Consider the following 13915-nt stretch of genomic DNA (forward strand, 5'->3'; position numbering starts at 1 on the left):
CCTTGTTCTGGAATCGGAGGGCCGCCGCGCAGGGGAATGCGGAAGCCGAATTCCATTTCGGAACGTACCATGCCCGCGGTATAGGTGTGCCGATCGGCTGCGTCGAGACATGTGCATGGATGAATCTTACCGTCCTGCAGAATCGGGCCTGAGAAAAGTAGCGGCGAGATTTGATCGCTGCGGAAATGACGGCCGAGCCGTATGTGGCGGCATGGAGGCCGACCGCCGAAGAGCAGCGTGTCGACCTTCTTCAGGCGCTCGATGCGCGCTAGGGTACGATGCGTACTTCTCGTGCGCCCGATCTGCGTGCACTCCCGGTCTTGCAAGCCGGGTACACTCGTCGGCTACATCGGCCGATCGCCAGGCACTTCATGAGCGGCATGTTCCATTCCCTGCGCAGCTACAACTACCGGCAGTGGTCCTGGGGGGCGCTGGTGTCCAACGTGGGCACCTGGATGCAGCGGATCGGGCAGGACTGGCTGGTGCTGACTGTGCTGACCCATCACAGCGCAACGGCGGTGGGTACGGTGATGGCGCTGCAGTTCGGACCGGCGCTGTTGCTGCTGCCGCTCAGCGGGTACGCCGCCGATCATCTGGATCGCCGCAAGTTGTTGCTGGTCACCCAGGGCGTGGCCGGTCTGTTGGCGCTGGGGCTGGGCGTGGTCACGCTGACCGGTGTGGTGCAGTTGTGGCAGGTCTACGGTTTTGCGTTGTTGCTGGGTATCGTCACCGCGTTCGATGCGCCGGCGCGGCAGGCGTTCGTGTCGGATCTGGTCGACGATGACATCCTGTCCAATGCGGTCGCCCTGAATTCGGCGTCCTTCAACGCGGCGCGCATGGTCGGTCCGGCGATTGCCGGCGTGCTGATCGCCGTGGTCGGGGAAGGTTGGTTGTTCATCGTCAACGCGGGCACCTATGCCCTGATGATGGTGGCGCTGGGGCGTCTGCGCGTGCACGAACTGCTGGTCGAGGAGAAACCGCAGCGTACGCGCGGCGGTTATCTTTCGGGTTTCCATTATGTGTGGCAGCGTCCCGATCTGATGGCGGTGCTGGTGATGCTGTTTCTGCTGGGCACCTTCGGCTTCAATTTCGCCATTTTCATTTCGACCATGTCGGTCACGGTGTTCCACGGCGGCGCCAGCCAGTACGGTTTGCTGTCCGCGGCGATGGCGGCGGGCACCATGTGCGGCGCGCTGCTTTCGGCGCGTCGGCCGTTTCCCGGCATGCTTCTGATGGGCGCCTCGGCGGCCGGCTTCGGCGTGAGCGTCGCGCTCGCGGCCATGATGCCCAATGCGATGCTGTTCGCGGTCGTGTTGTTCTTCGTGGGTCTGGCCGCACTGACCTTCATGACCGCCAGCAACTCCATGATGCAGCTGACCACCGAGCGCGCCATGCGCGGGCGGGTGCTGGCGCTGCGCATCGCCGTGGTCATGGGCGGTACGCCGGCCGGCGCGCCGATGGTCGGCTGGGTGGTCGACCACTTCGGCGCACGCTGGGCGCTGGGTGTCGGTGGGTTGTCCGGCGTCGTGTCCGCCGGGGTGGCGCTGGCCTATCTGATCAAGTACCGGAACATGCGGCTAGTCCGAGAGGGAGGTCGTTTGCGTCTGCGGATGCAGCCCTCGCCCTGGGGCGTGACATCCGTTCGCGTGGCGGCCGGAGAGCGTGTGACGTAATGGACAGAAAGGGGGCGTCCCCGATGTCGCACGGATCCTTTGCAAACGCTGGAAGCGAGCCTGCCGCAGGTCTATAGTCGTTTGACGCCAGACTGCCCGCCGCACGCGGCCGGGTCGATCTCGGCGACCACGGCATCGACGGCAGGGAAGCAGGTCCATGGATACCAGCGGAAGCGGCAAGGCACGCAGCGGCGGCGGTTTCACGTCGATCAAGCCCGCGCGGGAACGCAAGACGTATCTCTACACGCCGTTCGGCGGCGAAGCCGCGCTCGATTCGGCAATCGGCGAGAACATGGTGCGGGTCGCCAAGGGCAAAACCGCTCATGCCCTGATCGCCCCTTCCGAGGAAGCCGCCAACGCACTCGAAGCCAAGCGTGCGGTGCGGTTGCACAAATGGAAGCAGAAGCTGGATCGCGCCGACACGGTCATGCGTCAGCATCACAGCGAGGTAGTCAGGGCCGGGATGACGCACAAGATGCGCGTGCGCCAGATTGTCCACAACAAGTCGCTGAGTGACGAGCAACGCAAGATCGCCTTGCAGGAGGAGAAGGATCGCCATGATCTGAGCCTTCCGCATGAGTACGTAATGGCTCAGACCGACAAGTTGCTTTTCGCCGATCAATATCAGTCGTTGAAAGAAACGCGTATCGCCAATGCCACGGCTTCGTTCGAGGTACGCGTGCCGAGCGGGAACAAGCAGTGGCCGAACCTGTTTCCGAAAGAGCTGGTCAGGCACGACAATATCTATCCTTCGGTGTTCGACAAGTCGAAACCGCTTTCGCGGGTCCATGCGGACGACAAGCTGTACGTGCTCGGGCATGGCACGCCCGAGTCCAAGGACGTACCCAATCCGGGCATCTATGCCAAACCCACGATCCAGGGGCCGTCGCTGAGTCCGCGCGGTCTGGTTCAGCACCTCGAGCACGCGGGACTGTCGACCGAGTTCCAGGACCTTCGCATCACCGCCTGCCAGTCGGTTCCGCTGATGGACGACACCAGCGCGAAGAGCGTCTCCGCTGCGCGCAACACCAAGTTCCTGGCGCCGGAGTTCGCCAAGGAAGCGGTATCCCGCTTCAGCAAGATGACGGTCACCGGTTACATGGGCAATGGCGTGACGTTCCCTAAGGGCGCTCGCCATCATCAGCGTGCGCATCCCGAAGATGCGATGTATCGCTTGCGGCGCAGTCCTCTGGCGTTGAAGTTCAAGCCGCTTTAGGCGGCGCTTCATCGTGGAGCTTTGCCCGGGGCTGGCATGGCCCTGCTCTAGATCGGGTCACGACCCGTGCATGTCTTTCGTTGAGCGGGAGGTCCCGCGCGCTCTCGATCGGGCCACACGGGCGCGTCATGCTGGTTGACGCCGTTGATGTGCCGTGACATCGGCGTCCCGAATCTTGATGCGTTAGCAGGCGTCTTCAACGGTGCATGAGGCGGCATCGTATGCGGGTCCTTCTGAATCCTGCGCGCGATGTGTTGGAGAGCCCGATACCATACGGCCGACAGCCCGGTCATCGTCGTCTGTCAGTGGGTCTACGCCTCGCGCGTCGAGCACATGCTTGCGGCCAGTCTTCCGCCTTGTTCGCCGTGTTGCTCGTCAGGAGGTCCATGCTGCGCCACGACCCAAGTGCCGTTTTTTGTTTTTGGATCGGCGGACGCGATGCGTGAACGGAACGGTATCAGAATGGGTGTTTCTCATTCGACAATGGCGGCCAGGTGCCCTCGTGCATCATCCGCCGGACCTGCTCGGGCGCGTAGCCGTACTGCGCGAGGCCTCGCTGATCGAGGATCTTGCGTGTCTCCAGCAGTGCCTTGCCGTAACGGCTGTGCAGGTCGACGCGACTGGTTGCAGCAAGGTAGGGCAGAGTGAATCCGCGTCTGTCTGCGACATCCGCCCGCGCGCCACGATGCAGGAGGTAGAGCACCATCGGCCAGTCGTCGATGATCGCTGCGGCTAGCACGGGTGTGGCGCCCTGAAAGCCGGCGATCTCGATGTCTGCTCCGTCATTCAACAGTGCTTCGACCCGGGCGTGGTCCTCGGCCTCGATCGCATCGAAGATGACGGGCCAGTGGTTGGGCCCTTTGGCGTTCGGGTCATGCATGCGATGTCTTGCGTGCAGTGCCTGTTGCGCAGCCGGTGCAGGCGCGCTTGCAGCCAAGGTGAGTCCCAGGCACAGGGTGAAGACGGTAAGACATGTCGGAATCATGGCGATGTGTGGCGAGCATGATCTTGCGCCCGTTCGCATGTCTTTTCTCAGGCGAACCGGAATCCGGGGTGATACAGGATGTGGCGTGTTCGCATCAGCCTACCTGTTTGAGTGTTTTCTGGCTCGCCTTGACTTCGATGACTCCGGCGAGTTGGATGGCAGGGCATGCCGCATGGAATCCGGGCATGCCGAGAATCTTCTTCTGACGGTCTGTCGAGTCAGAAGCATCTTTGCCACGGAAAGAGTAAGGGAGGACTGGGTATGAAAAAGATTCTGATCATGGCCGCGTTTGCCATGCTGACCATCGGCGGTTTCGTCTCCACGGCCGCCGCGGCTCCGGGATCGACGTTGCCGGGCTATGACATTCCGCCGCCGCCGCCGGGCTGCCAGAACGCCATTCTGGTGATTTCGCCCGACCCGGACGTCGGCGTGTACTGGAAGTGTCTGGACGTATGACGGATCGTTGATCCGATGTCTGAAAAGGCCGGATCTTTGGGTCCGGCCTTTTCAGCAAGCGCATGCATCGTCTTCGTGTGCAGGCGTTTCGGTCGTTCACGCCGCGCGCACGAACGGTTTCCAGCGGGCTTCTTGGTGTAATGCCGACGCCGAGCGCGTGGCGTTGGGTGCGCTGCGCGTTGGAGTGCTCCGGTTCTTCACGGCGATTGGCCCGACCGGTGCGTGTCGGACCCGGTCGGTATTCCGTACTCGTCGCGATCCCTGTCGGAACCGGGATTTCAGCAGCGCTGCGCCCGAGCGGGCGCAGGTCGCGAGACGGAACTCCGATCTGAAGCGTTCGCTCAGGCGTCCGGTTTCGGCTTTCCGGGTCTGGGTTCGGAACTGAACTCACGCGGGATGACGTCGAAATCCTTCAGCTTCTTCTCGAGGATATTGATGCGTTCGTGATTCTTGATGCTGAAGGCCAGCGCCGACAGTCCGAAGGTGAAGGCGATGATGCCGAAGGTATCCATGGGTCTGCTCCGCGAAGTTGGGTCGTGTCGTTCGGAATCCGGCCAGATGCTCCGGACGTGGGTCATGCATCGGGCCATAGAGCGAGGAGAGCGTCGTTGGCCACGCGCCATTGCCGCTTTCGGTCGTCGAGTTCGTCGCGCCCGACGTCGGTGAGTGCGTAGTACTTGCGCTTGCGTCCGGTCGGCGACGGCTGCCAGTACGAGCGCACGCACCCGCCGTCTTCCAGGCGATGCAGTACGGGGTACAGCATGCCGTCGGTCCAGATCAGCGCGCCGTCGGTCAGCTCGGCGACGCGCTGGATGATCTCGTAGCCGTAGGAATCGCCTTCCGTGAGGATGGAGAGAACGAAAGTGCGCGAGGTCGCAGCGACGAGGTCTTTCTCGAACATAGCGGCATCATGCATTGAGGTTCTATGTATGTCAATGCAGGAGCGCCGGCATCGGTATGCAACGGGATGACGGGGATGCGATGGGTTTGCGCGGATGTACGAGCAAGAGCGCCACCGCACTGATCCCCGGGGCCGGGCGTGCGGGAACGATGGAAGGTGTGGAGACGTTCGGTCGCGACTCAGCGGTGCCGATCCATGTCTCTCATGGCGGCAGCATGCCGACGGCAACGTTCGCTGCAGTAACGCACCTCGTCCCATACGCGCGCCCATTTTTTGCGCCATGCAAACGGACGCTGGCAGACGGGACAGATCTTGCTGGGCAGGTGGGCTTTGCGATGCATGAAAAGCCGGACGTTTGCGATGCGCTGTGCGGATACGGTACCGCGATGAGGGAACGCCATGCATGCCGACCGCACGCACCCGCTCCTTGGCATCACAGCGGGTGCTGCCGATAGAACAGCGTCAATTGCCGGTAGACCTCGGGCAGGTGCTCCTGTAGCTGCGCCGGTTGCTCGAAGAAGTGCTCGCTGGCGACGGCGAAGAATTCGGCCGGATTGGTCAGGGCGTACGGGTCGAGGGGCAGTTCGAGTCCCTGGGATCGTGCTTCGCGCAGGCGGTCCCAGGCGCTGGAGAAGACGTCGGTCCACACGCGGCGGTCCATGCGACGGTGCAGCGGCGGGAAGCCGTTGGCGTCGCCGTTGAGCATGTAGAGCTTTTTGCGCCTTGGCGATGACGTAGACATCAAGTCAAAGTACGCCTAGCAGAATCTGCGTGAAGCCCTTGCTTGTGCTCAGCAGGGCAAGACAGATGGATAGCCCTGACCAGTGTGATAAGCGCCATTGTGCAGGGTATGGTGAACGTACAACCTTCTATTCGAACATCACATCCAGTGTGTGATCGAGCCAGGGAAGGGTGACGGCGCTCATCAACGTCGTACCTATGAGTCCGTCGAATACTCTGCTGGAAAGGTCGAAATGGGATCACTTCAGTTTCTATGGCTGTGATAAAACTTCATACTATGGATGAGGCGTGTGCTTTCGACATGCGTAGTCACGGTTGCAAAGGAGAAGTACAAGGATGAATAGTGCGATCAGGAGTTTGTTCTGGGCAATTTGCGCTTTTGCTGTTTTGACGGGCGTCGCCTTCGGGAAGACCACGTACGGTGGCCAGGTTGTTGGCCTTTCGAATGTCTACAACTATTCGCCATCGGTGATCGAGAGCAACGGCGTGCAAAAATTCTGGTGGTGCGCTCAGGCCATCAATCCGAATAATCCCTCGCAATATACCGACACGATCCAGTACGTAGCGATTGACGTCAGTACGCAGACGATTGTGCAAGGACCCAAGACGGTGCTGGCGGAAACGCCCGCAGCCTGGGATTCGGCTTTCACATGCAATCCGAGAGTGGTCGAAGGCGTCTTCACGAATCCTTTCGGTAACGGCCTCAACTATACATATGCGATGTACTACGTCGGCACGAGTCAGTCATCGGGAACTCTCAATAGCATCGGTGTTGCATTTTCCAATGATGGTGTTTCATGGGTGAAGTATCCACAGCCCGTCATCATGTACACGTCGCAGGATGCACAGAACAATGCCTACGGCATGGGACAGCCTGCCGCTTATAACCACGATGGCAAAGCGGGTATCTGGTTGCTTTACGAGCACGGAGCCCATCATTACAAGGCCACATCCACAGATGGTGTGTACTTTACAGTTACGGGCGAGATTACTGAAAACGGTCTGGATGAAGTCGGCACGATGGGGCAGTCCAGTTATCACTCGCCCACGTGGGGCGATGCTGGTTACGACTACAAAACAGGTTATTGGTACGCGGCATTTGATACGTCGACGAGGCCACCTTCTACGGTTGGTGGTGTGACCGAGCGTGGCCAGATTGGGGTTGTGGTCTACCGTATTCCCAACAGTTCACTACTTACTGGAACGACCTCGTGGGAGCAGGTGTCCACGATTGATACAAGTCTCACTGGTGCCGAGAGCAACTTCCTTGCCAGTTTCCTTCATGACATTTACGGCAATGTAAATGCCGGCGGCTATCCTCAGATTGAGTTGTATGTATCGACCTCGTTGCCGAGGCCGGCCTGGAACTCGACCTCTTCGCAACGCGGGCAGTCCGGAGGCACATCGCACTGGAAAATCGCCTGGTCGATCTGGACGCCGAATTCGTCCAAGCTTGCTCTGGAACGTTATGCCTATGGCTCGACGTATGAGGTGACTACCGGCTACGTTGATACCAGCATTTTTAAGCTCGACAAAACTCTGGGGTACCTCTATGAGACCCCGCAATCAGGCGCTAATACACCTTTGTACAGTTGTGTTGCCGGTAGCACGGATTATTTTGTCTCGCCGTCCTCGAATTGCGAAAGCCAGACTTATCTTGGACTCGTGGGCTATGCGTATGGGAGTGCCAGTGCCGCTTCGAATCTGGTTCCTCTATACCGTTGTTATACTGGTTCGCATCATCTGGTCAGTACCAGTTCGACCTGCGAGGGCTATACTAGAGAAGGTGTTCTCGGGTACGCCATGGCTACGCAGTGAGTTGGCTCGAAATGCGCGTGTCGGTGGCCGAGTATTGAGATCGAGCATCCTGTGTTGATGCAAGCGTCGGGGCACGGGAGCTATATAGTGTCCCGGCGCAAGTTTTCTGATGGCAGTCCCGCGTGATGCAGCGGAGTGAAGCCCAGCACTTTTCACTGTCCGGCATTGAAATACCGGAATGTTCGGCAGGTCGTCGAGGTCAGGCTCTATGTTTCGTCTGGATTGCGATGACCGTATCCGCATCGTTTAGTATGGGTGCTGCTGATAGAACAGTTCGAGTTGCCGATAGACTTCCGGCAAGTTACGTCGCAGGTTAGCCGGATCTTCGAAGAAGTGTTCGCTGGCGACGGCGAAGAATTCGGCCGGATTGGTCAGGGCGTACGGGTCGAGGGGCAGTTCGAGTCCCTGGGATCGTGCTTCGCGCAGGCGGTCCCAGGCGCTGGAGAAGACGTCGGTCCACACGCGGCGGTCCATGCGACGGTGCAGGGGAGGGAAACCGTTGGCGTCGCCGTTGAGCATGTCCAGCTTGTGCGCCATCTCGTGCACGACCACGTTGTGGCCGGGTTTCTCGCGCACGTTGAGCACGTCCGCCCAGGACAGGATCACGGGTCCGCGGCCCCAGGCTTCGCCGGCCAGCACTTCGCGGGTCTGATGGACCACGCCGGCGGCGTCCATGCGCGTGCGGCGCGGGATGAAGGCGTCCGGATAGACGATGACGCTGTGCCAGCCGTCGTACCAGTCCATGCCTAGTTTCAGGATCGGCAGGCAGGCGTGGGTGGCGAGCAGAACGCGGTCGGCCTCGTCGAGTTCGAGGCCCTTCACGGGTTCCAGCGATTTGCGGTCGAGGAACAAGGTGGCCAGCACCCGCAGCGTGGCCTGGTCGGACGCGCCCAGTCGGCGTGCCGGCGCGCAGCGTTCGAGCGCGGCTCGCCACAGCGGTTCGGCAATGGGATGGCGGGCCACCGTGCGGCGGATGCGCCAGTTGCGGATCGCGTTGAACATGGTCACCTGATGCCGGGCAACGAGAGGTTCAAGATCGGGGTCCGCTTGCAGGTTCTCAAGCGCGATGCGATCCGGGCAGCATCGAATCGTGCATGAAAAAACGGAGGCCATGCGCAGGGCAGGTGGCCTCCGTTCCGGCGTATTCGGCCGGTGTAGCGGGAACGCCGACCTGCGCGAACGCGAGCCGGCGTGAAACTCAGTCCTCCGTGCCTGCGACCACGGGCAACAGCACCGCGCTGCGTCCCTGCGCACCGTGCTCGATGGTGATCGTCGCCTTGGTGTAGTCGGAGGGCTTGGCGAACAGGATGTTCGGCACGTACGTCTGCGGGTTGCGGTCGTAGAGCGGGAACAGGCTCGACTGGATCTGCACCATGATGCGGTGGCCGGGCTTGAACTCGTAGTTCACCGAGGGTAGGCGGAATTGATACTGCTGCACCTGGTTGGCCGGCACCGGCGATGGGTGCGCGAAGCTCTTGCGGTAGCGGCCGCGGAAGATGTCCAGCGATACCGGCAGCTCGTAGCCGCCCATCGTCGGATCGCCCGCGACCGTGCCGGGATAGACGTCGATCAGCTTGACCACGAAGTCGACGTCGGTGCCGGTGGTCTTGGCGTAGAGGTCGGCGATCGGCGCACCCTGGACCGTCACGGTCTTGGTCAGCACCGGCGTGACGTAGGACAGCACGTCCGGGCGCGTTTCGACGAAGCGCTGGTCGTGCACCAGCCAGGTGCGCCAGCGGTCTTCGTCATGGGCCGGAATCGGGCGCGGCAGGTACGGCACGGGCTTGGCCGGATCGGACACGTAGCTGTCGCTGCCGCCGGCGGGCGTCTCGAAGCCGAGGCCGAACTTCGCCTGCAGGTACAGCGGCGTGCGCTTCTGCCGGCTCGCCACCTTCCAGTCGTTGAAGCGGTCCCAGTGCTGCTCGACCGCGTTGTAGATCATCGCTTCGGGCAGCGGCTGCTTCATCGGCGTGCCGCGCAGGTAGTGGTTGAACCACGGCACCATCACGTCCTGGCGGAACTGCGCGGTGGTGTTGCCCGGCCACTTCAGCGGACCGATGTGCCAGCCATCGCGATTGATCTGGCTGTGCCACCACGGCCCCATCACCAGATGGTTGTTGGCGCCATGGCCGGCTTCCTTCAGCGCTTCCCAGGCATGGATGGCGCCATAGATGTCCTCCTGATCCCACAGGCCTTGCAGCCACATGGTCGGCACGTTGGACGGATGCTTGGCGACCAGCTTGTCGAGCGCCTGCAACTGCCAGAAGGCGTCGTAGGACGGATGTGCGGCGAAGCGGTTCCACCACGGCAGCTGCTTGAAGCCGTGGGCATCGGCGTAGGCACCGGCCGAACCGGCTTCGAGGAAGTTGGTGTAATCGTCGTAGTTCTCGCGCGGCACGGATTGTCCCGATCCGCGCGCGGTCATCTGGCCTGTGAAGTAGTCCAGATTGATCTGACGCAGCGCGCCGTAGTGATACCAGTCGTCGCCCATCCAGCCGTCGATCATCGGGCTTTCCGGGGCCGCGACCTTCAGTGCCGGATGCGGATGCAGCAGCGCCATGACCACGGTCCAGCCGTCGTAGGACGAGCCGATCATGCCGACTTTGCCGTTGGAATCCTTCAGGTGCTTGACCAGCCAGTCGGTGGTGTCCCAGGCGTCGGTGGTGTCGTCGGTCTTGGTCGGATTGAGCGGGCCGCGCGGCGGACGCGTCATCACGTACTTGCCTTCGGAACCGTACTTACCGCGGATGTCCTGGCACGCGATGATGAAGCTGCCGTCGGCCCAGGCCTTCATGCCCGACCACACCGCGTCGACCAGATGCGGACTGTTGTTCGGCGCGCAACCGTCGGCCTGATAGGGCGTGCGGTTGAGGATGATCGGCAGGTTCTTCGCGTCCTTTGGGGTCAGGATCACCGTGTGCAGCTTCACGCCGTCGCGCATCGGGATCATCACTTCGCGCCGGGTGTAGTCGAAGTTGCCTTCGGGTTGTTTCCAGTGGGCGGGAATGTCCGATCCGGTCTGGATCATGTCCGGGGTGACACGATCGTGGCCGGCGTCGGCGGGCGGCGCGGCCAGGCCGGCCGATGCGTAGAGACCGGTCAGCGCCAGAAGCGCCGAAGCCAGAAATGCTTTGTTCATGGGAGGAGTCCTCGTCGTCGGGATGCAGCGCGTCGATATCCGCGGTTGCATCCCGACACTATGAAAAAGCAGGGCGGGCTTTGGCAAGTCGTGGTCGATGTCACGTCTTGCGCAGCCTGCGGCGATGGGCATGACGCCAACCGCGGCGATGGTCGCGATGCCGTTTCCGCCGTGCTGCATGCGACAGGGCGCACGTCATCGTCGCGATCGCGCGGCGTTGCGCCGCTTTCCTGTAGGCGTCTTCCTACGACCTCCTGTGGATTGTCGTGGCGCGTCATCGGCGTAGTGTTCGTGACCTGCCTGCACGACGTCTTCGTGGGCGCGTCTCGCCCCGTTCGCGCCGTGCCAGAGCAGATCCTCATCGGGTCAAGGACTCGCAAAAGCATAGGGAGAGACGAACATGGCCATCGATATCAAGCACCCGCTGTCGCCGCAGAAGACCAACGTCATTCGGGTCAGCGTGCCTGCCGAAATCCTGCACAACTTCGACAAGTTCTCCAAGGTGCAGAAGGACATTCTCGGGCGCCTGGGTTGCCCGGCCTGCACGTCGGGGCACGACATCCGCTGGGACATCACGCGCAATTTCATGGTCGACATCAAGGGCAAAGTGTTCGAGTCGAGCGTGATCGGTCAGTGAAGCTTCCCGATCTCGGCGCCGGCATCGTCTGGCTGCCGGGACTCGAGGCAAGCATCGAATCGAGCCTGGCCGCCTGGGATCTGATCGAAGTCGAGCCGCAGGCCTTCTGGACGCATGCGGTCACGGCGGGACCGGGTACGGGCGGCGGGCCGCTTCGCTTGCATGATGCCGCTTTCGAGCGCATGCAGGCGCAGCGGCGTCCTGTGCTGGTTCACAGTGTCGGTTGTGCCGTGGGGGGCGGCGCATCGTTCGACGCGCGCCATCTTCCCGCGCTGCGGGAAACCTTCGATCGGTTGCGGCCGCCGTGGTGGAGCGAGCACGCCAGTCTGCTTGCGACCGGCGAGGGGGGCGCTCGCCGCGCGTTCGGTTTTCTGATGCCGCCGCTGCAATCGTGGGCGTCGGTGGCGACGATGGTCGACAACATCCACCGGCTGCAGGATGCCTTCGGTTTGCCGTTCGCCTTCGAGACGGGCGTCAACTACCTGCGGCCGCTCGACGGCGAGCTGCCCGACGGCGTGTTCTGGGGCGCGGTGGCCGAGCGTGCCGACTGCGGCATCCTGCTCGATCTGCACAATCTGTGGACCAACGAGCGCAACGGCCGGGCGTCGGTCGCGTCCGTGCTGGACGCGTTGCCGCTCGAGCGCGTGTGGGAAATGCACGTCGCCGGCGGCCAGCCGTACAAGGGCTACTGGCTGGATGCGCATTCCGATTTGCCGCCACAGGCATTGCTGACGCTGGCGCGGTCCGTCGTGCCGCGCTTGCCTTCGCTGCATGCGCTGGTGTTCGAGATCATGCCGGATTATCTGCAGCGCGCCGGCTACGACGCGGCGGATCTGATGCAATGCGGCGCGATGTTGCGCGAGATCTGGTCACTGCGCGACGCGCGACAGAGCGATGCGACAGCGGATGCCGGCAGCTGCGCATGCAGCGCGCATGCCGTGGATTCGCAGACGCTGCCGTCGCCACAGGCTTGGGAGGCGCGCCTGCGTCAAGCGGTGGATCGCAGTGCGCAGGAGGTCGATGCGCCGATCGCCGATCCCGCAGTCGAGATTTACCGGGATTTGATCGATGCGGTGCGCATGGGCACGGTGGCCGAATCCTTGCCGCTATCGACGCGCTATCTCCTGCTGGCGCGGGGTGAGGACGGTTTCAGGGCCTTGCTGCATGCGTACTGGCTGCGGGCGTCGCCGGAGCCTTTCATGTCCGAGGAGGCGCGTGGATTTGCCCAGTTCCTGAGCGCGCAGAACCTGTTGCCGCATCTCGACGAACTGCTGGCGTTCGAGCTCGCGGCGCACCGCGCGGAAATCTCCGGTCAGGCGCAGACGGTGCCATTCACCTGCGATCCGAACCGGCTGATCCGGGCTTTGCAAGCGGGCCATGCACCCGAGGTTCTGCCCACGCTCGACGTGGAGGTGGAGGTGACGCCACGGGCGGTCGAGCGTGCGCCGCTGGAGGCAGGCTGATCGATCGCATCGCCGCCGTCACGGAGGGCGCAACGCAGACTTTCCTCGCAACCAATGCGCGCGGAAGGATGCTTCCCTCCGCGCGCGGGAGCGTCAGGCCGCTTCGTCCATCATCGCCGAGACCTGCTGTTCGAGCGCTTTGGGCGATGCCAGAAAGGCTTGGCCCATGCCTTGGCTGGTCGGGTCGGGGAAGATCTCCTCGACACCGCCCTCGATACCTTCGAGGATCGCTCGCGCGGCGTCGGCTGGCGTCGCCTTGTCCATGTCGATGCTCTCGGCCATGCGGGTATCGATCGGTCCCGGGTAGACGCCGAACACCTGCGTGCCCTGCGACTTGAGCATCAGGCGCGTGGACTGCGTCAGCGAATGCACGGCGGCCTTGGACGCGCTGTAGGCGAGCAGCAGCGGGAAGCTGACCAGCGACGCGACCGAGGCGATGTTCACCACCGCGCCGCCGCCGTTGGCGGCCAGCACCGGCGCGAAGGCCTGGGTAAGCTGGAAGGTGCCGAAGAAGTTCACTTCCATCTCGCGGCGGCCCGATTCGATCCAGGCGGCGTCCGTATACGTGCCGCCGGCATGGCCGGCGAAGCCGGCGTTGTTGACCAGCAGTTGCGTGTCCGACGCCTTCGCGGCGGCCGCCTCGACCTGCTTCGGGTCGGTCACGTCCAACGGCAGGGGCACCACGACATCGCCGTGACGTTGAAGCAGGTCGGCCAGATCGTCGGTGTTGCGGGCGGCGGCGTAGACCTTGCCGATACCGGATGCGACCAGTGCATCGACGATGGCCTCGCCGATGCCGCGATTGGCGCCGGTCACCAGCGCGGTCTTGCCTTGAAGGGGAAAGCTCATGGGTGTCTCCATTGCATGAACAGACAGGTCTGTCTGT

General features: G+C 62.6%; 14 protein-coding genes. 6 read left to right on the forward strand and 8 right to left on the reverse strand.

Translation table 11 applies throughout. The annotated features are described in order from the left end of the window. The first annotated feature begins 380 nt into the window (after positions 1 to 380). Positions 381 to 1673 (forward strand): MFS transporter, encoded by a 1293-nt coding sequence (locus LF63_RS06805; RefSeq protein WP_235205282.1) that lies wholly within the window; start codon positions 381 to 383, stop codon positions 1671 to 1673. Between the two features lie 157 nt (positions 1674 to 1830). Then, on the forward strand, positions 1831 to 2889 hold the full coding sequence (locus tag LF63_RS06810) for a hypothetical protein (RefSeq protein ID WP_043100552.1): 1059 nt from the start codon (positions 1831 to 1833) through the stop codon (positions 2887 to 2889). A gap of 457 nt (positions 2890 to 3346) precedes the next feature. Here LF63_RS06810 and LF63_RS06815 read toward each other — a convergent pair whose 3' ends face one another. Beyond that, on the reverse strand, positions 3347 to 3769 hold the full coding sequence (locus tag LF63_RS06815) for an ankyrin repeat domain-containing protein (protein WP_043100553.1): 423 nt from the start codon (positions 3767 to 3769) through the stop codon (positions 3347 to 3349). Positions 3770 to 4135: 366 nt separating this feature from the next. Between LF63_RS06815 and LF63_RS06820 the strand changes: the two genes are divergently transcribed. Beyond that, entirely contained in the window at positions 4136 to 4330 is a 195-nt protein-coding gene (locus LF63_RS06820; protein WP_043100555.1) for a hypothetical protein, read from the forward strand. Between the two features lie 341 nt (positions 4331 to 4671). On the opposite strand, the gene LF63_RS15955 is transcribed toward LF63_RS06820, so the two are convergent. The 4 genes from LF63_RS15955 to LF63_RS06830 form a co-directional block, all read right to left on the reverse strand. Further along, positions 4672 to 4842, reverse strand: a complete 171-nt coding sequence (locus LF63_RS15955; protein WP_154662671.1) for a hypothetical protein — start codon at positions 4840 to 4842, stop codon at positions 4672 to 4674. Between the two features lie 62 nt (positions 4843 to 4904). After that, complete coding sequence (locus tag LF63_RS06825) at positions 4905 to 5231, reverse strand: PadR family transcriptional regulator (RefSeq protein ID WP_152569269.1); 327 nt, start codon at positions 5229 to 5231, stop codon at positions 4905 to 4907. 179 nt (positions 5232 to 5410) lie between these two features. Further along, positions 5411 to 5665 carry a DUF2256 domain-containing protein gene (locus tag LF63_RS16480; RefSeq protein ID WP_425477061.1) on the reverse strand — a complete coding sequence of 85 codons (255 nt, stop codon included), beginning with the start codon at positions 5663 to 5665 and terminating at the stop codon, positions 5411 to 5413. After that, a complete protein-coding gene (locus tag LF63_RS06830; protein WP_081945125.1) occupies positions 5665 to 5973 on the reverse strand; it encodes a zinc-dependent peptidase in 309 nt (102 codons plus the stop codon). Before LF63_RS06830 ends, LF63_RS16480 begins: the two co-directional genes overlap by 1 nt. A gap of 335 nt (positions 5974 to 6308) precedes the next feature. Here LF63_RS06830 and LF63_RS15800 point away from each other — a divergent pair, with 335 nt between their 5' ends. Then, positions 6309 to 7790, forward strand: a complete 1482-nt coding sequence (locus LF63_RS15800) for a hypothetical protein (RefSeq protein ID WP_152569181.1) — start codon at positions 6309 to 6311, stop codon at positions 7788 to 7790. Between the two features lie 246 nt (positions 7791 to 8036). Here the strand turns inward: LF63_RS15800 and LF63_RS06835 are convergent, their stop codons facing one another. Together LF63_RS06835 and LF63_RS06840 are read right to left on the reverse strand one after the other, a co-directional pair. Further along, on the reverse strand, positions 8037 to 8792 hold the full coding sequence (locus LF63_RS06835) for a M90 family metallopeptidase (RefSeq protein ID WP_043100559.1): 756 nt from the start codon (positions 8790 to 8792) through the stop codon (positions 8037 to 8039). Positions 8793 to 8988: 196 nt separating this feature from the next. Then, positions 8989 to 10929: a CocE/NonD family hydrolase gene (locus tag LF63_RS06840; RefSeq protein ID WP_043100561.1), complete on the reverse strand. Its 1941-nt coding sequence runs from the start codon at positions 10927 to 10929 to the stop codon at positions 8989 to 8991. 400 nt (positions 10930 to 11329) lie between these two features. Between LF63_RS06840 and LF63_RS16035 the strand changes: the two genes are divergently transcribed. Further along, positions 11330 to 11566, forward strand: coding sequence for a hypothetical protein (locus LF63_RS16035; RefSeq protein WP_043100563.1), 237 nt, complete (start codon positions 11330 to 11332; stop codon positions 11564 to 11566). Beyond that, entirely contained in the window at positions 11563 to 13029 is a 1467-nt protein-coding gene (locus tag LF63_RS06850) for an MbnB/TglH/ChrH family RiPP precursor modification enzyme (protein WP_052394794.1), read from the forward strand. Before LF63_RS16035 ends, LF63_RS06850 begins: the two co-directional genes overlap by 4 nt. Positions 13030 to 13122: 93 nt before the next feature. Here the strand turns inward: LF63_RS06850 and LF63_RS06855 are convergent, their stop codons facing one another. Then, a complete protein-coding gene (locus LF63_RS06855; protein WP_043100564.1) occupies positions 13123 to 13878 on the reverse strand; it encodes an SDR family oxidoreductase in 756 nt (251 codons plus the stop codon). Between the last annotated feature and the right edge of the window lie 37 nt (positions 13879 to 13915).

The organism is Oleiagrimonas soli, assembly GCF_000761445.1.
GTDB lineage: Bacteria > Pseudomonadota > Gammaproteobacteria > Xanthomonadales > Rhodanobacteraceae > Oleiagrimonas > Oleiagrimonas soli.

Excerpts from the sequence above, each read along its gene's own strand:
- LF63_RS16480 (WP_425477061.1), bottom strand. The coding sequence starts at position 5,665 with ATGCCAAGGAGCGGGTGCGTGCGGTCGGCATGCATGGCGTTCCCTCAT.
- LF63_RS16035 (WP_043100563.1), top strand. The coding sequence starts at position 11,330 with ATGGCCATCGATATCAAGCACCCGCTGTCGCCGCAGAAGACCAACGTC.
- LF63_RS06815 (WP_043100553.1), bottom strand. The coding sequence starts at position 3,769 with ATGCATGACCCGAACGCCAAAGGGCCCAACCACTGGCCCGTCATCTTC.
- LF63_RS06830 (WP_081945125.1), bottom strand. The coding sequence starts at position 5,973 with ATGTCTACGTCATCGCCAAGGCGCAAAAAGCTCTACATGCTCAACGGC.
- LF63_RS06820 (WP_043100555.1), top strand. The coding sequence starts at position 4,136 with ATGAAAAAGATTCTGATCATGGCCGCGTTTGCCATGCTGACCATCGGC.
- LF63_RS15955 (WP_154662671.1), bottom strand. The coding sequence starts at position 4,842 with ATGGATACCTTCGGCATCATCGCCTTCACCTTCGGACTGTCGGCGCTG.
- LF63_RS06835 (WP_043100559.1), bottom strand. The coding sequence starts at position 8,792 with ATGTTCAACGCGATCCGCAACTGGCGCATCCGCCGCACGGTGGCCCGC.
- LF63_RS06825 (WP_152569269.1), bottom strand. The coding sequence starts at position 5,231 with ATGTTCGAGAAAGACCTCGTCGCTGCGACCTCGCGCACTTTCGTTCTC.
- LF63_RS06805 (WP_235205282.1), top strand. The coding sequence starts at position 381 with ATGTTCCATTCCCTGCGCAGCTACAACTACCGGCAGTGGTCCTGGGGG.
- LF63_RS06840 (WP_043100561.1), bottom strand. The coding sequence starts at position 10,929 with ATGAACAAAGCATTTCTGGCTTCGGCGCTTCTGGCGCTGACCGGTCTC.
- LF63_RS06855 (WP_043100564.1), bottom strand. The coding sequence starts at position 13,878 with ATGAGCTTTCCCCTTCAAGGCAAGACCGCGCTGGTGACCGGCGCCAAT.
- LF63_RS06810 (WP_043100552.1), top strand. The coding sequence starts at position 1,831 with ATGGATACCAGCGGAAGCGGCAAGGCACGCAGCGGCGGCGGTTTCACG.
- LF63_RS15800 (WP_152569181.1), top strand. The coding sequence starts at position 6,309 with ATGAATAGTGCGATCAGGAGTTTGTTCTGGGCAATTTGCGCTTTTGCT.